Raw genomic sequence first — 23865 nt, 5'->3', positions numbered from 1 at the left:
CATTTCTCAGACAGGTTCAGCGTGACAGAAGCAGGCGAATGCCAGCGACAGCAAACACGGCTGCAAGAACGCCTTCGATCCAGCGGCGAGCGCGCCGATACATGCGCACCATGGGCGCGGTAGAGAATACAATGGCGTAGCCGCAGAAAATGGTGATGCTCAGCATTATACAGCCGCCGAGGAATGCCGTCAGCTGCGGCCAAGACGAGTTTGTGCCAAGGCCAAGCGTTACCAGTGCGATCCATGACAGGATAGACTTGGGATTGGAGAGATGCAGCAGCAAGCCGCGTCGATAAAGCTCGCCACCTGATAGGAAAGCATCACCGCTCGTTGCGCCGGCAGCGTTTTTCTCATCCGATGTCATGGCAGCGCGTGCCGCTTTGAAGGCCAGATACAGGAGGTAAAGTCCGCCGAAAATCTTGAGAACAATCAGTGCCTCGGCAAAACGTGTGAGGATCGCTGAAACTCCGGTCGCAGCCATCAAACCCCAGAAGATGGAGCCTGTCACGACGCCCGCGGCAAACATCAGTCCTGCTTTTCGGCCTTGGTTCATGGCAACGCTCATGATGCGCATATTGCTGGGGCCGGGACTTCCGGCAGCAATAACATAGGTCGTGTAAACGAGGAGAAGCTGATAGGCCGCCGGAGAAAGGCTCATGATCGTCACTCGGTTTGAACTGAGGCAATCAATAGCATTCTCCGCATGCAATATCTGTATGCGATTGTATCGAAATCTACCGGAAAAATGCCGAAATTGTCACGGTTTTGGTCGGAAATGGCAAAACTGTGCCGTTCATCGCAAATCCGTAATTCTATTCCGCCTGAGCTTCCAGCGCTTCCATATCGTCATCCGACAGGCCAAAATGGTGGCCGATTTCATGGATGAGAACATGAGTGATGATATCGCCAAGCGTTTCTTCGTGTTCCGACCAGTAATCCAGAATTGCACGGCGGAAGAGCGTGATGCGATTGGGGCCTTCGCCGGTTTGCAGGCTGAAGCGTTCACCAATACCGGTGCCCTCGAACAGTCCTAACAGGTCGAAAGGCGTTTCCAATCCCATGTCTTCGACAATCTGTTCTTCAGGAAAGTCAGAGATTTGGATAATGATATCGCCGCACAGCGTCCTGAACTCTTGCGGCAGATGCGCAAGAGCTTCGATCGCGATGGATTCGATTTCGTCTAGCGAGGGCGACAAACGTGCCGCCCAGTCACCGCTTTGATCTTCTCGGGCCATTTCAGCCAATCGTGTCCTATTCACTTGTTCAGGCCACCACGCATCGACCAGAGGCGTTTAATGCAATGACCATTATGCCCAAGGACGCTGTTGGGCGTTCTTTGCTTCAAATGTATCAATGTTCGTTACTTTTTCCATGGTCAGGCCGATGTCATCGAGACCATTGAGCAGGCAGTGACGCTTGAAATCATCGAGGTCGAAGGAAATCGAACCGCCATCCGGGCCATGGATTTCCTTGGCTTCCAGATCAATGGTCAGCGTAGCATTCGCACCGCGCGATGCATCGTCCATCAGCTTGTCGAGTTCTTCCTGGCTAACCTTGATCGGCAGAATGCCGTTCTTGAAGCAGTTATTGTAGAAGATGTCGGCGAACGAGGTCGAGATTACGCAACGAATGCCGAAATCGAGCAGAGCCCAAGGCGCATGTTCACGCGAGGAGCCGCAACCGAAATTATCGCCGGCAACCAGAATCTGGGCGTTGCGATAGCCTGGCTTGTTGAGTACGAAATCCGCATTTTCGGTTCCGTCTTCGTTAAAGCGCATTTCGGCAAAAAGCCCCTTGCTCAGACCCGTGCGCTTGATCGTCTTCAAATAATCCTTCGGGATAATCATGTCCGTATCGATATTGACGATCGGCAGGGGGGCCGCGACGCCCGTGAGCTTGGTGAACTTATCCATGTTCCTGACCTGTCGGTTGGGTATTTTAAATTTGCAGTCTGATTTACATCAGCACCGCACAGAGTCAATGTTCCAGGCCGCAACTGCCCAATAGGTCGCAACCCTGGGGCAGATTAGCAGCGTTTCCGGCCTGTTTTGAGGCAAGCCGGAAACGGTTAGCGTGCTCGGCGCATGAATATGTCTGAAAATCACATTAAAAATTCAGAATCATGCGCTAAGGCGAAGTCAGACGAAATTATTGCACGTTAAGTGCAATGCCGCCGGTCTCGCTGCCGGTCAACCTGCGAGATTTCCCGTCTGCACCGACAACAACCGTAAAGCGTCTGCGCAGCATCGAGAGGTTTGGCGAAACTGCGACATCAATCGCAGGATCGAACTGCAGGGTTATCCGCCATAGATCAGGCTTGATCGTTTCTTCAACACCGATAATGCGGGCTTCAAAGGCGGTTGAATGGAACATGCCTGAAACGCGTTGGCTGACACGATAAGGGGCAGTACTGTCTTCGATGAGAGCTGCTTCAGCTTTCACACCATGGGCTGCAAGGGTGTTCCAATCACGCGTGCCGGACTGGCGGGCAACGAGGTCCAGTGCCTTTCCGTGGCTGATATGAATGCCTTCTTCACCCAGAGCCTGCCGCAAACGGCGAGCCTGATGTTTGAAATCAGTTGTCTTGTGCCCAGCAAGGATAGCTGTGGTCATGGTTTCGCTCCTGAATGTGAGCAGCATTTTCGTAAACGGGTGCTCGCATTGCCGTTTCTGCCGTCACCGGAACAGGAACGTGAATTCAGAATGCTTTACCAAGGCCGTGAGGCTGCGAGCGGCGGGTGCATTCCAACCGAAGGCTGGAAAATAAGCAGCCATAACGCGGATTTCAAGTCTTATGAATGGGAGGTGTTGCAACAGTTCACTTCTAGCAATATCCGCTTTCAAAAGATCAATTATGCTGACAGCACGGAAATATTATATGTGCTTGACCGGATGGTTTAAATAATCAAAGTCTTATCTACGTTTTGATGTCTTATGATTAGCAGCGATGGGTGGAACATGCTTCGAATTTTTCTCTTGGGATTGACGGTTGCAGTAATGAGTTTGCCAGCTTCTGCGGAAAACAAGCCTGGCTTCAATCCGCATGAAGGACTTTTTACAAGCAATGAAGGCATGGAACTTAAGGCTGATGTGACGCACAAAAGTGGCGATCAATATGCCGTATCTCTGTCTACAAACGTCCCAATGGTCGATAATCAGCCCGGCTGCGGTGGTGGCGTGGCCGGTGATGTCACCATTAAAGACAAAAAGGCGGTATTCAAAATCCAAAGCGAAGGTTTTGATCCGAAAGAAGCCGAGTCCGCCCGGAACCCGCGCTATTGCGAGATCAAGATGAATTTCGTTGGTGACTATAAGCTTGAGATCGAAGAGGTCGGTGGATGCACCTATTACCATGGCGCATCATGTGAGTTCACCGGAACGCTCGAACACGAAGCGAGCGGAATTTAAAAAACTTTGTCGGGCGAGCGCTTGTCTGCTGATGCAGATCAGTGCACAAATTGCGCATGAAAACAATTGCTCGCCCACGCCGTTCCGTCTTGTTCGTACCGGCATCCAATAGTCGTGCGCTTGAAAAGTCGCTGACGCTTGCAGCCGATTGCGTGATCTACGATCTGGAAGATTCCGTAGCGCCCGAAACCAAAATTGCGGCGCGAGACGCGCTGTCCGTACATTTTTCCGAGCATCCAAAGGTTGGATTTGAGCGGGTCGTGCGGGTGAATACTGCCGATACGCAATGGGGCAAAGGCGATGTTGCTGCCGCAGCCAATATGGGTGCAGACGCTGTGTTGCTGCCCAAGGTTGAGCGTCCGCAGGATGTGATTGACGCCGCCAATCGGCTAGACCGCCACGATGCGGACCCTGATATGCGTGTCTGGGCGATGATTGAAACGCCGCGCGGCATCCTCAATGCTGATGAAATTGCCGTACTTGGCCATCGTTCGGCGGCAAGGCTTGGCTGCTTTGTGGTGGGCCCAAATGATATTGCGCGCGCCACCGGCGTTCGTCCGCAAGCTGGGCGGCCTTATCTGATCCCATGGCTGATGCAGATCATACTGACTGCGCGCGCTGGCGGCATTGATGTGCTGGACGGCGTTTTCAATGATTTTCGGGATAGTGTGGGCTTTGAAGCGGAATGCCTGCAGGCAGCTCTGATGGGCTTTGATGGCAAGACGCTCATTCACCCCTCACAAATTGAGGTGGCCAATCGCGCCTTCTCCCCGTCGGATGAAGATATGGCCCATGCCCGCGCGGTGATTTCAGTGTTTGCGCAGCCCGAAAATGCTGAGAAGGGCGTCGTGTCGCTCGATGGACAGATGGTTGAGCGTCTGCATCTCGAAATGGCCGAGCGCATTCTCGCAAAATCAAATTCGTCATCATAACCAAGGAAGAATGACTATGAAGCTCTATCGTTTCATCACCGGCCCAGACGATTCCGCGTTCTGTCACCGCGTAACCGCAGCGCTTAACAAGGGTTGGCAGCTTTATGGTTCGCCGACCTATGCGTTCAACGCAGCAACCGGCGTTCTGCATTGTGGTCAGCCTGTGGTGAAGGAAGTCGACGGCGTCGATTACACACCAGACATCAAGCTCGGCGAATATTGATGGCTGTCCGCCGCATCGTATCCAACATAGCGGCCGATGATCTCGCGGCAGCGAAACGTTTCTACGGAGACGTATTGGAACTTGATGTGGTGATGGACCATGGCTGGATTGTCACTTATGCCGCAGATGCGGACGCAAGGGTGCAGATCAGTTTTGCCACCGAAGGAGGTTCTGGCACCCCGGTGCCCGATCTCTCCATAGAAGTCGATGATACCGATGCGGTGCTTGGGCGGATGATTGCCGCTGGCTTTAAAGTTGAATATGGGCCGAGCGACGAGGAATGGGGTGTGCGGCGCTTCTTTGTGCGTGATCCCTACGGACGGCTTGTGAATATTCTCAGTCATAAGCAATGAAAAAAGGCCGGTTTCCCGGCCTTTTCATTTTTTAGTTCAACCCACGCTTTTCAATCATCGCATCCGGCGTTGGCATCTTGCCGCGGAAGGCTTTGTAAAGCTCTTCCGGATCACGGCTGCCACCGGCTGAATAGATATATTGCTTGAGCTTTGCCGCCAGTTCAGGGTTAAACGCATCGCCCGTCTCCTCAAATGCCGAGAATGCATCGGCATCCAGCACTTCCGACCACATGTAGGAATAGTACCCGGCGGAGTAGCCGTCGCCGGAGAAGACATGGGTGAAATGTGGCGTACGGTGACGCATGATAATTGCATCCGGCATCGACAATTTTTTCAGCGTTGCCGCCTCAAAGGCCAGCGGATCGCTGATCTTTTCAGTACCTGTATGGAAAGCCATATCGACAAGCGCGGATGAGGTGAATTCCACCGTATTGAAGCCTGCATTGAAAGAGCGCGCTGCAAGCACCTTATCGAGCAGTGCCTTTGGCATTGCTTCTCCAGTGCGATAGTGCACTGCATATTTTTCAAGCACAGCAGGGACCGTCAGCCAGTGCTCGTAGAGCTGGGATGGCAGTTCGACAAAGTCACGCGAAACAGCAGTGCCGGAAACGGCGGGCCATGTCACATCCGACAAAAGCCCATGCAACGCATGACCAAATTCGTGGAACAGTGTGCGGGCATCGTCAAGCGAAAGAAGCGCGGGCTCACCGGCCTTCGGCTTTGCAAAATTCATCACGTTGTAGATGAAAGGCTTCTGCCCGGCATTGAGCTTGTGGCTCGATTGCAGCGAACTCATCCATGCGCCAGAGCGCTTGGAGGTGCGGGCAAAATAGTCGCCTAAAAACAGGCCGCGTTCGCTGCCGTCAACGTTCAATACCTGGAACACCCTTACATCCGGATGCCAGGCGGTGATGCCCTTCTTTTCCTCGAAACGGATACCGAACAAGCGGGTTGCAACATCAAAGCTTGCTTCGATGATCTTTTCGAGTTGCAGATATGGCTTGAGTTCCGCCTCATCAAAGGCAAAGCGTTCGGCACGGAGCTTTTCGGCGTAAAAACGCCAGTCCCAGGGCGCTACTTTGTGGTTATGGCCGTCGGCCGCGATCAGACGTTCAAGTTCGGTTTCTTCTTCATGCGCCTTGGCACGCGCCTTGTCCCAGACTGGTTCCAGCAGGTCCATGACGGCCTTTGGCGTCTTGGCCATGGTGTCATCGAGCTTGTATGCGGCAAAGTTGGCATAGCCGAGCAGGTGGGCCTTGCGTTCGCGCAGTTCCACCATTTCGCGCACGATCTCACGGTTGTCGGTCTCGCCGCCATTTTCGCCGCGCTTGCCCCAGGCGTTGAAAGCCTGCTCGCGCAGTTCACGATTTTCCGAGAAGGTCAGGAATGGTTCAACAATCGAGCGTGATAGCGTGACTGCCCATGCGTCCGGCTGACCACGCTCGGCTGCGGCACTTTGCATGGCGTTTTTGAGGAAATCAGGAAGCCCCGCGAGATCGGCCTCATTGGTGATGAACAAAGCCCAGCTTGATTCATCCTTCAGAACATTCTGGCCGAAGCGAGCGCCGAGGCCCGCCAGCTTTTCATTGATGCCTGCAAGCTCTTTTTTGCCGACTTCATCAAGCTTGGCGCCGGAGCGAACAAAGCCTTTCCAGGTCTTTTCCAAAACGCGTTTGGTTTCGACATCCAGGTCGAGATGATCGCGATTCTCATACAGTGCATCGATGCGTGCAAACAGCTTCGGGTCCATCATGATGCGCGAATAATGGCGCGACATTTTGGGTGCGATTTCGCGCTCCAGCGTCTGAATGGTCTCGTTGGTGTGAGCACCGGCACGAAGCCAGAAAATGGAGGAAACGCGATCAAGGGACTTGCCCGTCAGCTGTAAAGCTTTCAGCGTGTTTTCAATCGTGGCTTCAGCGGTCTCATGAGTGATTGCTTCCACTTCCGCAACGTCATCAGCCAGAGCTGCATCAAACGTGGCGGCGAAATCGTTATCCTTGAATGCGTTGAAATCCGGCAGGCCAAGCGGTCCGTTCCATTCGATAAGCGCGTGATTGTAAGCTGGCTTTTCGGACATCAGAAAACTCCACATCAATTGAATTCTATATGCACCAGATTTAGGAGTTCATCTCCTTTCGGGCAAGGGCATTTGCTGTTGTTTCGCATTCCCGGATAGCGTGGCTTGACCCTGTCTCCCACAGATAATAGGGATGAAAGACGGTCTTGCTCCCATACAAATGGGAGTGCTTACAGGTTCCTCCAATTTAGGCTTTCTGATTGCGGGTTTTCTTTTTCGTGGTCACGCCGAGAGCGATTGTTGCAGTCTATGAATGTCGCGCCCGACCATCGTAATGCCCAGGATGCGCAACCCGTAATGAGCGAATTGCGGGTCGGCGTTATCGGCGGTCTTCTCGCAGCGCTGGGTCTCATGTCGATGGCGCTTTATACACCGGCTATGACCGAGATCGTTCATGCCTTTGGCACGACCGAAGCGATGGTGAAGCTCACCATATCAGTCTATCTCGCTGGCTTCTGCGTCTCACAGCTTATCTGCGGGCCGTTGTCGGACGGCTTCGGGCGAAGACCCATCACAATCGCCTTCATGGTGATTTATCTCGCTGCCAGCATCCTCGCGTTGTTCGCAACGACCATCGACACGCTTTTGGTTGCGCGGTTCCTGCAAGGCGTTGGTGCGGCTGTCGGCGTCACGATTTCACGCGCAATCGTTCGCGATCTTTTCACCCATGACGCATCCGCGCGGGTGATGAACCTTATCGGCATCGTTATTGCAGTGGGCCCTGCTGTCGCGCCCACACTTGGCGGGGTGACGATGGAGCTGTTTGGCTGGCAGGCGATTTTTGTCGTCATGGTCTGTCTGGGAATTCTGGTGGTCCTGATGGCAATCTTCATCATCAGGGAAACCGTCAGTCGCGATCTCAGTCGTATTCGACCAAAGGAATTGCGGCGTTCCTACTGCACGTTGCTGACAAGTCGCCAGTTTGTCTACGCAAGTCTGGGCGTCGGCGGTACGACCGGTGGGCTTTATACGGCAGCTACCATTTTGCCGTTTGTGCTGATGGGGCGGGTGGGTATGACGGCAACGCAATTCGGGATTGGTCTGCTTTTACAGACGAGTTGCTATTTTGTCGGGAGCCTGTTGTTCAGGCGGCTGATGACGATCTATCGCCCGCGACAGCTGGCCGCTGCCGGTTATGTTGCAATGGTTGCGGCAAGCATACTGATTGCGACGCTGCTCCGGGTGTTCGAGCCGGTCTATCTGCTGGTGATGCTGCCCATGGGGCTCTTTGCATTTGGTGTTGCGCTGGTCATGCCGGTGATGACATCTGCTGGCATGGCACCCTTTCCCAAGATGGCCGGTGCGGCTTCGGCCATGATGGGTTTCTTTCAGATGGGTGGCGGGCTTATTGGTGGCGCAATTGCGGCGCTGATGGGTGATCCGGTGATTGCCCTTGCAACGCTTATCCCGGCGCTCGGTTTCATTGCTGCGGTTGCTTTCCTACTCTGGCTGCGTCTGCCGCAGACGGCCTGAAAATCACAATTTCAAACTCGTATGAAAAAGCTTTCATGATTATCCGCCGGGGCTTGACTTTGATTGCCGCCGGGCGCACATGACCCACGCGGCCGCATTTTCTTTGGCTGCATTTCAACCGGAGTCTTATTCTCTTATGCCAAGCGACAGTCACAGTCGATTGTTTCAGCCGTCAAGGCAGTTCGTGATCTGATCGCTTTCGGTCGGCTTGCACGGTCTGCCTCTGACGGCGGATCGACAGAAAGGCAAGCCCATGACCGACAACAACTTCGCCCCAGAAGTGCTCAATGTTGCCGACCTCCCTGCTGCAGCAATTGCCAGCCGCATCGCCGATATTCGTACGGGCGACGCGGTAGAGATCGTCAATGAACTTGATGCAGATGACGCAGTCGCCGTTATCGCCCAGCTTTCGCACGAAGATGCCATCCGCCTGCTCGACCAGCCGGAACTGGAACGTGCCACAGAAATTCTGGCTATTCTTCCGCCAAACATTGCCAGCCAATTGTTGGATGGCATGTCTGCTGACCGTGCAACCGACGTCTTTCAGGAACTGGAAGATGCCGATCGTGCGCGTTTATTCCCAATTCTGGCACCAGAAACAAAGGCCGCGCTGAAGAAGCTGATGGGCTATCCGCCAAACACGGCTGGTAGTCTGATGACCATTGAGTTCATTGCGGTGCCTTCCGATTGGAATGTCGGGCAAACACTTGACCATATTCGTAAGGTTGAGCGCACGCGCGAAACGGTTTACGCAATCTATGTGGTTGATCCGCAGACCCGCGTTCTTCTGGGTGTGGTCAGCCTGCGTCGTCTCATTATTCGTGAACTTGATGAGCCGATTCTCTCGCTTGCGCGCGACGATGATCCAATTACGATTTCGCCGCATGAAGATCGTGAAGACGTAGCCCGTCTGTTCCGTAAGCACGATCTTCTGGCCGTTCCTGTCGTCGATGACAGCCGCCACATCATCGGCATTGTAACTGTCGATGATGTGCTGGATGCCATGACAGAAGAGGCGAGCGAAGACGCCTATCGTTTCGGTGGTATGGAGGCACTCGACAAGCCTTACATGCGTATCGGTTTTGGCGAGATGCTGAAGAAGCGCGCTGGCTGGCTGGGCATTCTGTTCCTGGGCGAAATGCTGACTGCAAGTGCGATGCAGCATTTCGAGTTGGAGCTTGAAAAAGCACTCGTTCTGACGCTGTTTATTCCACTCATCATGTCTTCCGGCGGCAATTCTGGCTCGCAGGCAACATCTTTGATTATTCGTGCGCTTGCGCTGCAGGAAGTCAAACTGAAAGATTGGTGGCGCGTTGCCGTCCGCGAAGTGCCAACCGGGTTGGCGCTCGGCAGTTTCCTTGGCCTCATCGGCATGGTTCGTATCGCCCTGTGGCAGAAGCTCGGCATTTACGACTATGGCGAGCATTGGATTCTGGTCGGTGCTACCGTCGGCATGGCGCTCGTCTGTATCGTGACTTTTGGCTCGGTAACGGGATCAATGCTGCCGTTTATTCTCAAACGGCTGGGCTTTGATCCGGCCAGTGCATCAGCACCTTTTGTTGCCACATTGGTCGATGTGACGGGGCTTGTGATCTATTTTAGTGTGGCGCTGGTTATTTTGTCGGGAACGCTTTTATAGGCTCTGGCGACAAAAAACTGTTAGAAATACAGTGTAAAAACGCAATTAAATCCGGGCTTTTCGGGTTAATTAAGGGGCAGTTTCGCGCTGCCCCTTTCTAAAACGCAAAAAAACCTGTAAGAGCGCCCCATTGATTTTCCGTGCATCCATCTTGGCGCGGCTCCCAACTCATATAGAAGTGATCTCCATATGGAATTGCGTAATATCGCTATTATCGCACACGTCGATCATGGCAAAACCACATTGGTCGATGAACTGCTGAAGCAGTCGGGCTCGTTCCGCGACAATCAGCGCGTTGCAGAACGCATGATGGATTCGAACGACATCGAAAAGGAACGTGGGATCACCATTCTCGCGAAAGCCACTTCGGTTGTCTGGAAGAACACCCGCATCAACATCGTCGATACGCCAGGCCACGCCGACTTCGGCGGCGAAGTTGAGCGTATTCTTTCGATGGTGGACGGCGCTATCGTTCTCGTCGATGCTGCTGAAGGCCCAATGCCACAGACGAAGTTCGTTGTTGGCAAGGCACTGAAGGTTGGCCTGCGTCCGATCGTTGCGATCAACAAGATCGACCGTCCGGATGGCCGTCATGAAGAAGTCATCAACGAAGTTTTCGACCTCTTCGCCAATCTCGACGCAACTGACGAACAGCTCGACTTCCCGGTTCTTTACGGTTCAGGCCGTAACGGCTGGATGGCGCTGAACCCAGAAGGCCCGCAGGACGAAGGTCTGGCACCACTGTTCGATCTGGTTCTCAAGCACGTTCCAGCGCCAAAGGTTGCCGAAGGCCCGTTCCGCATGATCGGTACGATCCTTGAAGCTGATCCGTTCCTTGGCCGCATCATCACTGGTCGCATCCATTCGGGTTCGATCAAGTCCAACCAGGCCGTCAAGGTTCTTGGTCAGGACGGTTCACTGCTCGAAAATGGGCGTATCTCGAAGATCCTTGCATTCCGCGGCATCGAGCGTCAGCCGATTGAAGAAGCACAGGCAGGCGACATCGTTGCTATCGCCGGTCTCTCCAAGGGCACCGTTGCTGACACATTCTGCGATCCTTCGGTCAGCGAACCTCTCGCAGCTCAGCCAATCGATCCGCCAACCGTGACCATGTCCTTCATCGTCAATGACAGCCCTTATGCTGGCACTGAAGGCGACAAGGTTACGAGCCGCGTTATTCGTGACCGTCTGCTGAAAGAAGCGGAAGGAAACGTTGCGCTCAAGATCGAAGAATCCAACGAAAAGGATTCGTTTTTCGTTTCCGGTCGTGGCGAATTGCAGCTCGCAGTTCTCATTGAAAACATGCGCCGTGAAGGTTTTGAGCTTGGCGTTTCTCGTCCACGCGTCGTCATGAAAGACGGCGAAAACGGCGAGAAGCTTGAGCCTGTTGAAGAAGTCGTCATCGACGTCGATGAAGAATATTCGGGCACTGTTGTTCAAAAGATGTCTGAACGTAAGGCCGAAATGGTCGAGCTGCGTCCTTCGGGCGGTAACCGCGTTCGTATGGTGTTCTACGCACCGACTCGTGGTCTGATCGGCTATCAGTCGGAACTTCTGACCGATACACGCGGTACGGCGATCATGAACCGTCTGTTCCATGATTATCAGCCATACAAGGGCGAAATCTCGGGCCGTAACAACGGCGTTCTGATTTCCAACGATCAGGGTGAAGCTGTTGCTTACGCTCTCTTCAACCTCGAAGATCGCGGTCCGATGATAATCGACGCTGGCGTCAAAGTTTATCAGGGCATGTTGATCGGCATTCACAGCCGCGACAACGATCTTGAAGTTAACGTGCTCAAGGGCAAGAAGCTCACCAACATCCGCGCCGCTGGTAAGGATGAAGCCGTGAAGCTCACGCCTCCGATCCGTATGACGCTGGAGCGCGCTCTGTCCTGGATTCAGGACGATGAGCTGGTTGAAGTGACACCTAAGTCGATCCGTCTGCGCAAGCTCTACCTCGATCCAAACGAGCGCAAGCGTTTTGAAAAGAGCGGCAAGGGCGCTGCCTGATTGCTTCTGACGATCTGATAAGAGAAACGGCGCCATTCGGCGCCGTTTTTGTTTTATCATTCAAGTAAAAGTTGGTATTTTCACAAAGGCTTTTAATTAGTAAAGTGTAATATAATAAGGATTTTCTATTTTTAATTGATTGTTATCAGTTTTTGTTTTTTCCTTCTATGAGTAAGGCAAAGTATTTCCGGTTTATAGGAACTGCGAACAATGTGTTTAGCCTGCAATCCCGGACTGATAGCTGTATTCAAACACGCAACGTCAAGGCGTGATTTCCTCAAGTACATGGGCGGTGCGGCGGTATCTGCTTTTGCGGCAACGGCGGTCGAGCCAGCTGCAGCGATGGGCAACCGCGCGTCTGCCAATGCGCCAGCCGATGTCATTTTCCGCCGTGGAACCGTTCTGACAATGAATGCTGAAACGCAGCGAGCCGAGGCAATGGCTATTCGTGGCAACCGTATCCTGGCCGTCGGCACCGCAGAACATGTCGATAAGTTTCGTGGTAGCACCACGCGTACGATCGACTTGGACGGCAGGACATTGATGCCGGGCTTGATCGATCCGCATATGCATTCGGTCTTCGTTGTGATGGACGACTGGATCGATGGGAGTCCGATCACGACACCGACTTTCGAACAAGTCTGGAGCATGCTGCGCAACGGCATCAGCAAGGCCCGTGAAGGAGAATGGGGTCGGGCAAGGCAATTCGATCCGAGCATCACCAAGGGTTCGCACATCCCGACCGTTGCGGAACTGGATGAACTGGCGCCGAACAATCCGTTTTTCATGATGGAGAGCAACGGCCATATTGCTTATGCCAACAGCAAGGCCTTTGCGCTGGTCGGGATCGCAGATACGACTCCTAACCCGGCGGAAGCGCGCTATGCAAAACACCCGATGGTAAACTGAGCGGACGTTTGGAGGAGCCGCCGGCATTCAACGCATTTCTCGAAAAGATGCCTCTGCCGACAGCAGTAGAAGTTTCAACCAGTATTCGCCGTATGCTGGATAAGGCGGCCTCGGTTGGCTGCACGTCATTGCATGATTGTGGCGTTGGAATGATGGCACCAGCAGAACATCTGGCCTTGCTCGATCAGGTCATGTCGCAGAACCCGCCGATCCGCTATCGCGGCATGCTGGTTTCGACGGCCATGGATCAGTGGGAAAAAAATGAACAGTAAGCCGGGTCGCGGCACGGATCTCTATCGCTATGATGGCATAAAATCCTGGCCGGATGGTTCCAATCAGGCCCGGGGTTATCAGCGCGAAAACTATCTTGGCACGAATGACCGTGGTGCGATGAACTATACGCCGGAGCAGCTCACCGCTGCGATCCGTCGTGCGCATCAGGGCGGCTGGCAGGTTGGTGTTCACGCCAATGGCGATGCGACCATTGATGCCTACGAAACCGTGTTGAAGCAAACCCCGCGCGACGATCATCGCCATCGTATTGAGCATTACAGCATTTTCCATGAGGAGCAGATGCAAAAAGCCAAAACGCTGGGCTGCAGCCCTCATTCCTTATTGGGCATGTGCGCTGGTGGGGCAAGGCATTCCGTGATGAGATTCTCGGACCAGACCGCGCGAAGTTCTACGATCCATGCGCGACGGCACTGGCACAAGGCCTGCGTATTTCTTTCCACTCCGATTGGAACGTCACGCCGATTGAGCCGCTGCGCTATGTCAAAGATGCTGTTGCTCGTGTCATGAATGACGGCGGTGAAGTGTTTTTCCCGGATGAGCGTATTCCGGCCGAGGCGGCACTTCGTGCCGTTACCATCGATGCTGCCTATCACTGCAAGATGGATGATATCGTCGGTAGCCTGGATGAAGGTAAATGCGCGGATTTTGCAATTCTGGAAGAAGATCCGACAAAAGTTGAGCCGACCAAGATCAGCAAGATTAAGGTCAGCGAAACCTGGATGGATGGTCAGAAGCGTTACAGCGCCTGAGCCTGGCGTCTGAAACAAAAAAGGCGGCTGCACATTGCAGCCGCCTTTTTTGTTTAACGCTCGCCGCGGCGATAGGGCTGCATCAGGGCCTGTGGAACGCGTGCGCGGCGTGCCATGACGATCAGCGCTACAATCGACATGATATAGGGGATCATCAGGAAAAGCTGATACGGAACGATCTTGCCGTAAACCGTCTGTAGGCGTAGCTGGAACGCGTCAAACAGCGCGAAGAGCAGAGCACCTAAAAGCGCGCGTGCGGGCTTCCACGAGGCAAATACGACGAGTGCAATACACACCCAGCCGCGTCCCTGCATCATGGTTGGGAAAAACGAGTTGAATGCGGAGAGCGTGAGGAACGCACCGCCAACGGCCATCAATGCGCTGCCGAACATGATCGTGAATATACGAACGCGGATCGGGTTAATGCCTTGCGCTTCGGCGGCATGTGGATTTTCGCCCGTCATGCGAATGGCAAGACCAAGGGGTGTGCGGAAGAGCACATATCCGAGCAGAAGCGCCAGTGGAATAGCAAGCCATGTGAGTGCGGTCTGGCTGCCAAGCACTTGTCCGATAAACGGAATATCTGCGAGCCATGACGGATTGACCGGCTGGAATGGCGCGATCGTAGGCGGGGTCGAAGACAATGGCACCAGTAGACGGAACAGGAAATAGCTGAGGCTCGAAGCAAACAGCGTGATGCCCAGGCCCACCACATGCTGCGACAGGCCGAGCGGCACGGTGAGGGCTGCGTGCAGCAGACCGAACACCGCACCCGATGCTGCGGCTGCAAGTACGCCTACCCAGAGGTCAGCCCCGTTAAAGACCGTCAGCCAGCCGATCATCGCGCCAAAGGTCATGATACCTTCGATGCCCAGATTAAGAACGCCCGCGCGTTCGCAATAAAGCGCGCCGAGCGTGCCGAAAATCAGTGGTGTTGCGATGCGCAGGACCGAGACCCAAAGGCCGGCGGAAAGCAGGATATCCATCAACTCGTTCATCGGGCGATCCTGTATTGGGTGAAGAAGAGTGCAACCAGCATGGCGAGCAGCGAAAGTGCGACGGTCACATCGGCGATGAAGCTTGGAATGCCAATGGCGCGGCTCATGCCATCCGCTCCTACGAACATCGCGGCAGCAAACAGTGCTGAGAAAATTGCACCGATAGGGTTCAGATTGGCCAGCATGGCAACGATGATGCCGGAATAACCAAAGCCCGGCGACAGGTCGGTCGTGACATAGCCTTTAACACCCATGACCTGTATTGCACCGGCAAGACCAGCCAGCCCACCGGAAATGCAAGCAACTTTGACCAGCGTTTTACCGAGCGGCACACCGGCAAACCGAGCGGCCTGTGGATTAAGTCCGGCAGCTTTGGTTTCAAGGCCAAAGACAGTGCGCTTCTGTGCATAGGCGATGACGAGAGCAAGAGCGATGGCAATCAGAATGCCGATATGGAGCCGCATACCTGACATGATTTTTGGCAGTACGGCTGCATCCGGTACAGGTTCTGACTGCGGCCAGCCGAAAGCCAGAGGGTCTTTCATTGGCCCTTCAATCATCATCGACACAAAGAGCACGGCGACGAAGTTTAGAAGCAGAGTTGTCACGACTTCATCGACGCCAAACCGCAGGCGCAGACCGAGCGGGATCAGCAAAAATATCATGCCTGCGATTGCGCCAACAATCAGCAGCAGCGGAATAAGTAAGGGCGCGGGGAGCGCTAATTGCGTACCGCAAGCAACAACTGCAAGGGCACCCATATAGAACTGACCTTCAGCGCCGATATTCCAGAGCTTGGAACGGAAGGCGACAGCGGCAGCAAGACCCGTCAGCATCAGAGGGGCCGCGCGCGTCAGTGTTTCGGTGATCGAAAGCTTTGTGCCAAATGCACCGATTGCGATCTGGCGGAAAGATTCAAGCACCGGCGCACCGGCAGCTGCAATCAGCAGGCCAGCGAGCACAAAGGCAGCGAGCACAGCGATAACCGGAGCGGTTGCCACCAAAACCATGGGCCGTGTTTCGCGTCGTTCAATACGCATCAGTTCAGCCCCTTCGAGGTATGTGTCTGCCATTCCCCAGCCATCATCAGGCCAAGTCTTCGCGCATTGGCCTCGGCTGCATCAATCGGTGGTGACAGCTTGCCCTTGACGATGGCCTGCACGCGGTCGGCAAGGCCGATGATTTCGTCAAGGTCTTCCGAGATAAGCAACACGGCAGCCCCCTTGTCACGCGCTTCCAGAATGCGGGCATGAATGGCAGCTACGGCACCTTCATCGAGACCGCGTGTCGGCTGGGCTGCAATCAGAATGCGCGGAGCCGTTTCAAGATTACGGCCCAGGATAAGCTTCTGCATGTTGCCGCCCGAGAGCAGGCGAATGCGGCTATCCGGCGTGCCGCCACGCACGTCGAAGTCCTTGATGATGCGATCCGTAAATTCACGCGCTGCCGTTCTATTGACCAGAATACCATTGGAAAACTGCGGATCACGCACGCGTTCAAGTACAGCATTTTCCCAAAGCGTCAGGTCGCCGATTGCACCTTCTGCATTGCGATCTTCCGGGATGCGGCCAACACCGTCTGCCACAAACTGACGGGGATCAAATTTCGTCACCGCTTGTCCGAATAGAGCGAGTGAACCGTTGGCAGGCCGGCTAAGCCCCGAAACAAGACGACCCAGCGCTGCCTGACCATTGCCTGAAACACCGATGATGCCCAGTGTCTCGCCTGCACGTAGATGAAAATCGAGATCTGTCAGGCGTGTGGCGCCATCCTCTATCACGGTCACGTTCTTTGCCTCGAGCAAAGTCTCACCGGGAGTAGCGGCTGCGCGCGAAGGGCGCGAAACACGGCGGCCGACCATAAGTTCAGCCAGTTCTTCCTTGGATGTTTCGGACGCTTTGCGCTCAGCGACAAGCTTGCCGCCGCGCAAGACCACAACGCGGTCAGCGGCAGACATAACTTCATGCAGCTTATGCGAAATGAAAATGAGCGACAGGCCCTGACGTGCCATTTCTTTCAATGTCGCGAACAGGCTTTCGGCTTCCTGGGTGGTCAGAACGGCAGTCGGCTCGTCGAGGATCAGAATGTCCGCGTCGTTATATAGCGCTTTGAGAATTTCCACGCGCTGTTGCTCGCCGACCGAAAGATCACCAAGCCGTGCATCGGGATCGACCTGCAGGCCAAAGCGCTTGGCAATTTCGGCGATCTTGGCATGAGCAGCACCATTTGCTGACTTCAGCTTCCAGAGGCTTTCGGTGCCGGTGATGATGTTTTCCAGAACCGTGAGATTGGGAGCCAGCGTAAAATGCTGATGCACCATGCCAACGCCCGCATCGATTGCGGCGCGTGGCTTACCTTGCGGGATTTCGGCGCTCTTGACGAAGACGCGGCCTTTATCGGGAACATAATGGCCGAAGAGGATATTCATCAGCGTGGTTTTACCAGCGCCGTTTTCGCCCAGGAAAGCGAGGATTTCGCCGCGCTCAAGCTTTAACGAAATATCGTCATTGGCGGTCAGCGCGCCGAACCGCTTGGTGATGTTTTGCAGTTCAAGAACTGTGGTGGTCATGTGTTTAACCCCGCAACGGGAAATTTGTGCTGCCAGCGATGGTCCTCTTCCATCAGCTCGCCAAGGTTCAAGAGAAGATTGTCCGCTCCCATCGGTGCAATCAACTGAATTGCAAGCGGCATACCGTTTGCATCCTCGCCAAAAGGCATGGAAAGCGCCGGGAAGCCGGAAATATTGGCCAATGCCGCATAAGGGGCAAATGCATTCATCCTATGCCAATGTGCGTCCACATCGTCATGATCCATCGCGTATGAGCCGATGGGCTGCGGACCACGCGCCAGCATCGGCGTAATCAGCACATCGATATCATGGAAAATCTGCCAGAGCTGATAGGCGGTCTTAACGCCACCATTCATAGCGTCGTAGAGTTCTACTGCGCTCATCCTGCGCCCGCGTGATGCCACGGCCTGTGTTAGTCTTTCGAGCTTTGCTTCATCAATGGAAAACGCATCAATTGCAGATGCCAGATTGGCCGAAATAATCCGGTCAAAAGCGGTTGCGCTGGCATCGACATATAATGAAAGCGCGTCTGCATCGATCATGCGGATTGTGTGCCCCTGCGTTTCCAGAAAACGAGCCGCATCAGCAACAACCTGCTGGCGGTCTTCTGTCACGGGATATTTGGCCAAATCGCCCGAAACAACGCCGATGCGCAACTTCGAAAGGTTCGTGTCTGATGCGAAGGTGACATCGGGAAGGAAGCTTTCGGTGTTTCCAGCGACCAGTGGGAAAAGGGCTTTTGCATCGCGGATTGAACGACAAAGCGCAAATTCGCTTGCGATACCTGCGAGGTAATTACCGAAATGCGGACCAGCTGGCATAGCACCGCGGCTTGGCTTGAGGCCGATCAGCCCGCAGGTTGCCGCTGGAACGCGGATCGAGCCTCCAGCATCGGTTGCATGGGCTATTGACACGATGCCTGCTGCCACGGCAGCGGCAGCACCGCCGGATGAGCCGGCAGGTGAGAGTTTTTCATCGAAAGGGTAGCGAGCGAGGGGGCCATCTACCGGCTCGCTTGCAAGCGCCATACCGAATTCGGGAACGGTTGTCGTCCCGAAGAAATTAAGCCCGGCTTTGCGTAATCTTGCAGCGAGTTCTGAATCAAGCGCGCGTGGGGCATCTGCGCAGGCGCGTGAGCCAAGCCGGATCGGCAGGCCAGCGCAGGGGCCGCCAAGATCTTTGAAAAGCGACGGCACTCCGGCAAATAGAGCGTTGTGATCAAAAGCGATGGCATTTTTGCGCCCCAACTCTTCGTCGAGATATGCAATGGCGCCCAGAGGGCGCCATTTTTCTGCGGATTCAATCGCGGCATCCATAGCCTCTCGTGCGGTCAAAACGCCTTTCGCAATCGCTTCCGCGAGCGCTGTTGCATCCTGTTGCTTGATATCGAGTGCCACGTCTGCTGTCCTGGAAATCGATTACTTAGGTTCAGCCGGATTTGGCTCGATCTTGAAAGTGCCGGCCTTGATCTCGGCGCGACGTGCTTCCATCTTGGCTTCGACTTCTGCTGGTGCTGAGCCTTTGACGTACACGATGTCGTTGCCGCCTTCCTTCATCAGGCTAAAGGGCGTGTAATCCTTGCCGGTTGGCGTTCCCGCCTTAACGTCAGCAATGGCTGCGTCGAGGATCGGGCGGAAATACCACATCGCATTGGCGAAGACGGTGTCCGGGTAGCGTGGCGTGTAATCGATCAGCGAGCCGATTGCCTTGATACCGCGTTCCTTGGCCGCATCTGCCGTACCGATACGCTCGCCAAACAGGATATCTGCACCGGCGTCGATCTGGGCAAGACCAGCTTCACGGGCCTTTGGAGGATCAAAGAATGTGCCGATGAACGAAGCATTGAATTTTGCATCCGGGCGGGTTTCTTTAACGCCATCCTGGAAAGCATTGATGAGCATGTTGACTTCCGGAATTGGCACAGCGCCAACCGAGCCAAAAGTGCCCGACTTGCTCATGCCGCCTGCAAGCATACCTGCAAGATATGCGGCTTCAAAATTCCAGGTGCCGAACACGCCGAAATTGTCGCCCTGTGGCTTGCCGGAAGAGCCCATGATGAACGTCGTCTGCGGATAGTCGCCTGCAACCTGGCGTGCTTCACGTTCAACAGCATAGGATTCGCCGACGATCAGCTTGATGCCTTGTTCGGCATATTCGCGCATGGCGCGTGGATAATCGCTGGCAGAAACGCCTTCTGAGAAGACATATTCGATGACGCCTTCGTCATGTGCCTGCTTGAGTGCTTCATGAAGGCGCGAATTCCATGCGTTCTCAACTGGTGACGCGTGAATGCCTGCGACTTTCAGTTTCTCATCTGCTGCAAAAACGCGGCTTGAAATTGCTGTTACGCCGAATGCCGCAGACATTGCGAGAACGCTGCGGCGTGTGAGTTTGGACGGTGTGGTCATGGGAACCCCTCTTGGGTGATGTGTAGACGTGCAATTATGCGCGACTGATTGCTCTGCCTCTTTTCTCGAGGCTTATGAACACGTCACGTATTTCAGACGAATCTGCCGTTAATTCAAGCGCTTTTATCAGGCGATTGAAAAAGAGGCACTGGTTTTTCGTCGTATCTTTGTGGGTATATCATCCTTGTGGTGCATAGTCGGAACCGTCGACTGATGAAGGGCGACCTTCAAGGTTGAGTGCGCTGACACGCTGCGGAGTTTCAGCGATGATCTTGCCGCGTTTCACAACTGTCAGACGGTTTGCCTTGAGACGCAGAGCTTCCAGCGGGTCGCGTGCCTGCAACACCACGAAATCTGCGTTGCAACCTTTTTCAAGGCCATAGCCTTCAAGGCCAAGTGCCTTTGCCGAATTAACAGTGAGAGAGTTGAAGACCTGCTTCTTCCCTTCAATCGACGTCATCTGTGCGACATGAACGGCCATGTGGCCTACTTCGAGCATGTCACCTGAACCCATCGAATACCACGGGTCCATCACGCAGTCATGGCCAAAGGCCACGTTGACGCCAGCTGCCATCAGTTCAGGCACGCGGGTCATGCCGCGACGCTTCGGATAGGTGTCGGCACGGCCCTGCAACGTGATGTTGATCAGCGGGTTTGGAATTGCGTTCATTTGAGCTTCCGCAATGAGCGGAATAAGCTTGGAAACGTAGTAATTATCCATGGAGTGCATGGAAGTGAGATGCGAGCCAGATACACGGCCCTGCAGACCAAAACGCACCGTCTGTGCAGCCAATGTCTCAACGTGGCGCGACATTGGATCGTCGGTCTCGTCGCAGTGGATATCAACCGGCAGTCCACGCTCCGCGGCAATGCGGCAGAGTTCTTCAAGCGAGGCCGCACCATCCGACATGGTGCGTTCGAAATGCGGAATGCCGCCTACGACATCAAGGCCCATATCGAGCGAACGGTTGACCAGATCGACAGCGCCGGGCGAACGATAGTAGCCATCCTGCGGAAACGCCACGAGCTGGAGGTCGATATAAGGTTTCACCTTTTCGCGGACTTCGATCATCGCCTCAGCCGTGAGCAGGCGTGGATCGCTGACATCGACATGGCTGCGAATGGCAAGCAGACCCTGGCTTACGGCCAGATCGCAATAACGCAAGGCGCGCTCGACCATGGCTTCAACCGTCAGCATTGGCTTTAATTCGCCCCAAAGCGCGATGCCTTCCAGTAGCGTGCCCGAGCGGTTTAAGCGTGGCAGGCCGAGCGACAGGGTCGCGTCCATATGGAAATGAGGGTCTACGAAAGGCGGTGTGACGAGACGATCAGAAGCGTCGATTTCCTTGGCGGCCTGATGTTCACCCTTGGATGGCACAATATCGGCAATCTTGCCGTCCTTGACCAGAATGTCCTGCTTTTCACGTCCGTCGGGAAGATTGGCGTTTCTCACAATCAAATCGAACATCGGCGGACCTTTCATATTTTGGCAGTGTGAGCGGCGGGCGGGACGCAGGCTCATTTTTCATTGCCTTATACCCAACGTTGAGCGGGCGCAATGCTAACGGAGCCATAAGGGGTCGTCATCCGCAACGTAAAATGCTAGGCCCCCAGAATATTGCTTACAGGGTAGCCATGTTCACCATCAGCCGCATTGAAACCGTCACGCAGGAGATAAAAAAGAGCCGCTTTTTGGGTGTGGCCGCTCCTGTGGCCAATGAACAGGCAGCAAAAGATTTTCTGGCTGAGCACTCCGATCCCGCGGCCAATCACAATTGCTGGGCATGGCGCATCGGACAGAACTATCGCTTCAGCGACGATGGCGAACCGAGCGGCACGGCAGGCAAGCCCATTCTGCAGGCAATAGACGGGCAGCAGCTCGATAATATCGTGGTTGTGGTCACGCGCTGGTTCGGAGGCATTTTGCTCGGCAGTGGCGGATTGATGCGTGCATATGGCGGCACGGCTGCCATGTGTCTGCGTCAGGCAGAAAAGACCGAAGTGATCCCGTTAATCGGCTTTTCGCTTGCCTGCGATTTTTCCGACCATGCGCTTTTGAAAGCGCGACTTACAGCTGTCGAGCATGTGACGATTGTGCATGAAAATTTTACGGCAACCGGTGTCAAAATCACCGGCACTATGCCGCTCGCAGTTCAAAGTGAGCTGGCGCAGCTTGCCACCGATCTTACGCGCGGCAAGACAATCATCAAATTTGACGATTGATCAGGGCGCATCCCGAAAAGTGTGAAACGGTTTTCGGGCAAAGATGCGCGTAAAGTAAAAATTGGAGCGCGATGCGCTCTAAGAGAGTTGTGACTTCCGAAGTGCTTCTGCCGAATAATGCTTGCGCTTGTCTTCATACATCAACAGGTCTGCCCGCTTCGCAACTGTTTCCAGTTTTTCGCCTTGCATACTGGTAGCGGCGCCCATCGAAAGCTCAATTTTGAGCTGCGAATAATACTGATTGTTGATGTCGACCAACCGGCGAATGTCTTCCATGACGGCGTCTGCACCACGCTCATCCACATAAGGCAGCACAACTGCGAATTCGTCGCCACCAATGCGGGCAGCATGGCCGGGCAGATTCACCGCTTCATTAAGCACTTCGCCGATGCGCCGCAGCAAGCCGTCGCCGCTGGCGTGACCGAGCTGGTCATTGGCTGCTTTCAAACCGTTGAGATCGATAATGATGATGGAAACGGGCGTATGGCCCTTGCGCTCAAGTCGGTTCAATTCATCAACATAGAATGCGCGGTTATGCAGCTTGGTCAGCACATCATGCTTGCCGAGATATTCGAGATAGGCTTCGGCCTTTTTGCGCGCCGTAATATCGGCGAGCGCGACCTGAACCAGCGACCAATCGTCTTCGTGGCCGGGTAGCACCGAGAACTGCAGCAAGAGGTGGCGCTCGGTGCCATCAAGCGCATAATTGACCACTTCTCGGCGCTGAAAATATACGCCATTCCAGAGATCGATCAGCTGCTCGCGGAAATTTGTCTCCATATCGTCTTTGAAGACGTTAGGCAGATTTTTGAGCAGGGTTTGTTTGTCGGGTGCGAGAAACAGATCCAGTGTTTCCCTATTAATATCCAGAACCCGGATTTCACTCATGCATTGACGCACAAACTCCGGATGGACATCGGTGAAAACGCGGAAATCGACAATACCGCGTTCGCGAATGTCGTTCATCAGCTGTTTGATACGGCTGAAATCCTCAACCCAGAGCGAGACGGGTGAATGTTCGAACAGGCCTTCAGCGTGTTGCTTGTGTTTATATTGCTCGCGTCGTGCTTCTTCGCGTGCCGTTACATCTTCAATCGAAAGCAGAACCCGGTCCCAGCTATCCTCATGGCCCGGCAGAACCACGCCTTTCAGCTGAATGTCGAGACGTTTACCGCTGAGTGAATAATTCACTGTATCGCTGGTGAAGGCATTGTCGCCATTCCAGAGCTGAACCATTTCTTCGATATGCGGATCGAGCATATCGTCACGGAAAACACGCTCCAGATTTTCGATCAGGTGATTGACATCGCGTGCTTCGTAAAGCGACAGGGTTTTTCGATTGACCTTTAGAACACGGATGAGACTTGTGCAGATGCGCAAGCGGGTCGTGTCTTCGTAAAGAAACGCTCTGAAATCTGTAACGCCGAGTTTGCGCCATTGCTCGAACTGCGCTCGCAATCCGCTATAGTCCTCAAGCCACAGGGAAATTGGCGCCAACTCAAAGACACTGGCACCGTCATTCAAGGCAGATTCAATATTCATAGTCGGCTCTAAACCTGAGGCGTCCGTGCAATGAGCGCAGATCATAACGGAA

General features: G+C 54.3%; 23 protein-coding genes and 1 pseudogene. 12 read left to right on the top strand and 12 right to left on the bottom strand.

Features of this window, described 5'->3' with window-relative positions:
• Positions 1-16 precede the first annotated feature (16 nt).
• The 4 genes from ABWV94_RS08240 to ABWV94_RS08225 form a co-directional block, all read right to left on the bottom strand.
• Positions 17-658 carry a LysE family translocator gene (locus ABWV94_RS08240; RefSeq protein ID WP_353413095.1) on the bottom strand — a complete coding sequence of 214 codons (642 nt, stop codon included), beginning with the start codon at positions 656-658 and terminating at the stop codon, positions 17-19.
• Positions 659-812: 154 nt separating this feature from the next.
• A complete protein-coding gene (locus ABWV94_RS08235) occupies positions 813-1235 on the bottom strand; it encodes a metallopeptidase family protein (RefSeq protein ID WP_007877771.1) in 423 nt (140 codons plus the stop codon).
• Positions 1236-1307: 72 nt separating this feature from the next.
• Entirely contained in the window at positions 1308-1913 is a 606-nt protein-coding gene (gene leuD, locus ABWV94_RS08230) for a 3-isopropylmalate dehydratase small subunit (protein WP_007877773.1), read from the bottom strand.
• A 235-nt stretch (positions 1914-2148) separates the two neighbouring features.
• Positions 2149-2613, bottom strand: a complete 465-nt coding sequence (locus ABWV94_RS08225; protein WP_353413093.1) for a glyoxalase superfamily protein — start codon at positions 2611-2613, stop codon at positions 2149-2151.
• Positions 2614-2661: 48 nt separating this feature from the next.
• Between ABWV94_RS08225 and ABWV94_RS08220 the strand changes: the two genes are divergently transcribed.
• The 5 genes from ABWV94_RS08220 to ABWV94_RS08200 are packed head-to-tail and all read left to right on the top strand — an operon-like array spanning position 2662 to position 4916.
• Positions 2662-2901 carry a hypothetical protein gene (locus tag ABWV94_RS08220; protein WP_353413091.1) on the top strand — a complete coding sequence of 80 codons (240 nt, stop codon included), beginning with the start codon at positions 2662-2664 and terminating at the stop codon, positions 2899-2901.
• 33 nt (positions 2902-2934) lie between these two features.
• Entirely contained in the window at positions 2935-3408 is a 474-nt protein-coding gene (locus ABWV94_RS08215; RefSeq protein ID WP_353413089.1) for a hypothetical protein, read from the top strand.
• A gap of 41 nt (positions 3409-3449) precedes the next feature.
• The gene (locus tag ABWV94_RS08210; protein ID WP_353413087.1) at positions 3450-4340 is read left to right on the top strand and encodes an HpcH/HpaI aldolase/citrate lyase family protein; all 891 of its coding nucleotides are present in this window, start codon (positions 3450-3452) and stop codon (positions 4338-4340) included.
• Between the two features lie 16 nt (positions 4341-4356).
• Positions 4357-4563: a DUF1737 domain-containing protein gene (locus ABWV94_RS08205; RefSeq protein ID WP_007877777.1), complete on the top strand. Its 207-nt coding sequence runs from the start codon at positions 4357-4359 to the stop codon at positions 4561-4563.
• Positions 4563-4916: a VOC family protein gene (locus ABWV94_RS08200; RefSeq protein ID WP_112814356.1), complete on the top strand. Its 354-nt coding sequence runs from the start codon at positions 4563-4565 to the stop codon at positions 4914-4916. Before ABWV94_RS08205 ends, ABWV94_RS08200 begins: the two co-directional genes overlap by 1 nt.
• A gap of 31 nt (positions 4917-4947) precedes the next feature.
• On the opposite strand, the gene ABWV94_RS08195 is transcribed toward ABWV94_RS08200, so the two are convergent.
• Positions 4948-6996, bottom strand: a complete 2049-nt coding sequence (locus tag ABWV94_RS08195) for a M3 family metallopeptidase (protein WP_353413085.1) — start codon at positions 6994-6996, stop codon at positions 4948-4950.
• A gap of 249 nt (positions 6997-7245) precedes the next feature.
• Here ABWV94_RS08195 and ABWV94_RS08190 point away from each other — a divergent pair, with 249 nt between their 5' ends.
• The 6 genes and pseudogenes from ABWV94_RS08190 (at position 7246) to ABWV94_RS08165 (ending at position 14073) form a co-directional block, all read left to right on the top strand.
• Entirely contained in the window at positions 7246-8469 is a 1224-nt protein-coding gene (locus ABWV94_RS08190) for a multidrug effflux MFS transporter (protein ID WP_079213423.1), read from the top strand.
• Between the two features lie 253 nt (positions 8470-8722).
• Entirely contained in the window at positions 8723-10108 is a 1386-nt protein-coding gene (mgtE, locus tag ABWV94_RS08185; protein WP_079213424.1) for a magnesium transporter, read from the top strand.
• A gap of 189 nt (positions 10109-10297) precedes the next feature.
• The gene (gene typA, locus ABWV94_RS08180) at positions 10298-12121 is read left to right on the top strand and encodes a translational GTPase TypA (protein WP_007877786.1); all 1824 of its coding nucleotides are present in this window, start codon (positions 10298-10300) and stop codon (positions 12119-12121) included.
• A gap of 210 nt (positions 12122-12331) precedes the next feature.
• Positions 12332-13030: an amidohydrolase family protein gene (locus tag ABWV94_RS08175; RefSeq protein ID WP_353413082.1), complete on the top strand. Its 699-nt coding sequence runs from the start codon at positions 12332-12334 to the stop codon at positions 13028-13030.
• 8 nt (positions 13031-13038) lie between these two features.
• Positions 13039-13302, top strand: coding sequence for a hypothetical protein (locus tag ABWV94_RS08170; RefSeq protein ID WP_353413080.1), 264 nt, complete (start codon positions 13039-13041; stop codon positions 13300-13302).
• Positions 13292-14073, top strand: a pseudogene (locus tag ABWV94_RS08165) (amidohydrolase). The gene ABWV94_RS08170 and the pseudogene ABWV94_RS08165 overlap by 11 nt, the downstream one beginning before the upstream one ends.
• A 53-nt stretch (positions 14074-14126) precedes the next feature.
• Here the strand turns inward: ABWV94_RS08165 and ABWV94_RS08160 are convergent.
• The 6 genes from ABWV94_RS08160 to ABWV94_RS08135 form a co-directional block, all read right to left on the bottom strand.
• Positions 14127-15071: an ABC transporter permease gene (locus tag ABWV94_RS08160; protein WP_113496935.1), complete on the bottom strand. Its 945-nt coding sequence runs from the start codon at positions 15069-15071 to the stop codon at positions 14127-14129.
• Entirely contained in the window at positions 15068-16111 is a 1044-nt protein-coding gene (locus ABWV94_RS08155; RefSeq protein ID WP_113497004.1) for an ABC transporter permease, read from the bottom strand. Before ABWV94_RS08155 ends, ABWV94_RS08160 begins: the two co-directional genes overlap by 4 nt.
• On the bottom strand, positions 16111-17640 hold the full coding sequence (locus tag ABWV94_RS08150) for an ABC transporter ATP-binding protein (RefSeq protein WP_353413078.1): 1530 nt from the start codon (positions 17638-17640) through the stop codon (positions 16111-16113). The genes ABWV94_RS08155 and ABWV94_RS08150 overlap by 1 nt, the downstream gene beginning before the upstream one ends.
• Entirely contained in the window at positions 17637-19037 is a 1401-nt protein-coding gene (locus ABWV94_RS08145) for an amidase (protein ID WP_353413076.1), read from the bottom strand. Before ABWV94_RS08145 ends, ABWV94_RS08150 begins: the two co-directional genes overlap by 4 nt.
• Before the next feature lie 21 nt (positions 19038-19058).
• Positions 19059-20048: a BMP family protein gene (locus ABWV94_RS08140; protein WP_353413074.1), complete on the bottom strand. Its 990-nt coding sequence runs from the start codon at positions 20046-20048 to the stop codon at positions 19059-19061.
• A gap of 178 nt (positions 20049-20226) precedes the next feature.
• On the bottom strand, positions 20227-21516 hold the full coding sequence (locus tag ABWV94_RS08135) for an amidohydrolase family protein (RefSeq protein ID WP_007877793.1): 1290 nt from the start codon (positions 21514-21516) through the stop codon (positions 20227-20229).
• 167 nt (positions 21517-21683) lie between these two features.
• Here ABWV94_RS08135 and ABWV94_RS08130 point away from each other — a divergent pair, with 167 nt between their 5' ends.
• A complete protein-coding gene (locus tag ABWV94_RS08130) occupies positions 21684-22271 on the top strand; it encodes an IMPACT family protein (protein WP_079213430.1) in 588 nt (195 codons plus the stop codon).
• 78 nt (positions 22272-22349) lie between these two features.
• On the opposite strand, the gene ABWV94_RS08125 is transcribed toward ABWV94_RS08130, so the two are convergent.
• A complete protein-coding gene (locus ABWV94_RS08125) occupies positions 22350-23813 on the bottom strand; it encodes a sensor domain-containing diguanylate cyclase (RefSeq protein WP_064321222.1) in 1464 nt (487 codons plus the stop codon).
• Positions 23814-23865 lie beyond the last annotated feature (52 nt).

Source organism: Brucella sp. NBRC 12953 (genome assembly GCF_040369775.1).
Taxonomy (GTDB): Bacteria; Pseudomonadota; Alphaproteobacteria; order Rhizobiales; family Rhizobiaceae; genus Brucella; species Brucella pseudogrignonensis.
This window is presented reverse-complemented; position numbering and strand designations above follow the sequence as displayed.

Excerpts from the sequence above, each read along its gene's own strand:
- leuD (WP_007877773.1), bottom strand. The coding sequence starts at position 1,913 with ATGGATAAGTTCACCAAGCTCACGGGCGTCGCGGCCCCCCTGCCGATC.
- ABWV94_RS08225 (WP_353413093.1), bottom strand. The coding sequence starts at position 2,613 with ATGACCACAGCTATCCTTGCTGGGCACAAGACAACTGATTTCAAACAT.
- ABWV94_RS08190 (WP_079213423.1), top strand. The coding sequence starts at position 7,246 with ATGAATGTCGCGCCCGACCATCGTAATGCCCAGGATGCGCAACCCGTA.
- ABWV94_RS08215 (WP_353413089.1), top strand. The coding sequence starts at position 2,935 with ATGATTAGCAGCGATGGGTGGAACATGCTTCGAATTTTTCTCTTGGGA.
- ABWV94_RS08130 (WP_079213430.1), top strand. The coding sequence starts at position 21,684 with ATGTTCACCATCAGCCGCATTGAAACCGTCACGCAGGAGATAAAAAAG.
- ABWV94_RS08160 (WP_113496935.1), bottom strand. The coding sequence starts at position 15,071 with ATGAACGAGTTGATGGATATCCTGCTTTCCGCCGGCCTTTGGGTCTCG.
- ABWV94_RS08175 (WP_353413082.1), top strand. The coding sequence starts at position 12,332 with ATGTGTTTAGCCTGCAATCCCGGACTGATAGCTGTATTCAAACACGCA.
- ABWV94_RS08150 (WP_353413078.1), bottom strand. The coding sequence starts at position 17,640 with ATGACCACCACAGTTCTTGAACTGCAAAACATCACCAAGCGGTTCGGC.
- ABWV94_RS08135 (WP_007877793.1), bottom strand. The coding sequence starts at position 21,516 with ATGTTCGATTTGATTGTGAGAAACGCCAATCTTCCCGACGGACGTGAA.
- ABWV94_RS08140 (WP_353413074.1), bottom strand. The coding sequence starts at position 20,048 with ATGACCACACCGTCCAAACTCACACGCCGCAGCGTTCTCGCAATGTCT.
- ABWV94_RS08235 (WP_007877771.1), bottom strand. The coding sequence starts at position 1,235 with ATGGCCCGAGAAGATCAAAGCGGTGACTGGGCGGCACGTTTGTCGCCC.
- ABWV94_RS08205 (WP_007877777.1), top strand. The coding sequence starts at position 4,357 with ATGAAGCTCTATCGTTTCATCACCGGCCCAGACGATTCCGCGTTCTGT.
- ABWV94_RS08125 (WP_064321222.1), bottom strand. The coding sequence starts at position 23,813 with ATGAATATTGAATCTGCCTTGAATGACGGTGCCAGTGTCTTTGAGTTG.
- ABWV94_RS08155 (WP_113497004.1), bottom strand. The coding sequence starts at position 16,111 with ATGCGTATTGAACGACGCGAAACACGGCCCATGGTTTTGGTGGCAACC.
- ABWV94_RS08195 (WP_353413085.1), bottom strand. The coding sequence starts at position 6,996 with ATGTCCGAAAAGCCAGCTTACAATCACGCGCTTATCGAATGGAACGGA.
- mgtE (WP_079213424.1), top strand. The coding sequence starts at position 8,723 with ATGACCGACAACAACTTCGCCCCAGAAGTGCTCAATGTTGCCGACCTC.
- ABWV94_RS08240 (WP_353413095.1), bottom strand. The coding sequence starts at position 658 with ATGAGCCTTTCTCCGGCGGCCTATCAGCTTCTCCTCGTTTACACGACC.
- ABWV94_RS08200 (WP_112814356.1), top strand. The coding sequence starts at position 4,563 with ATGGCTGTCCGCCGCATCGTATCCAACATAGCGGCCGATGATCTCGCG.
- typA (WP_007877786.1), top strand. The coding sequence starts at position 10,298 with ATGGAATTGCGTAATATCGCTATTATCGCACACGTCGATCATGGCAAA.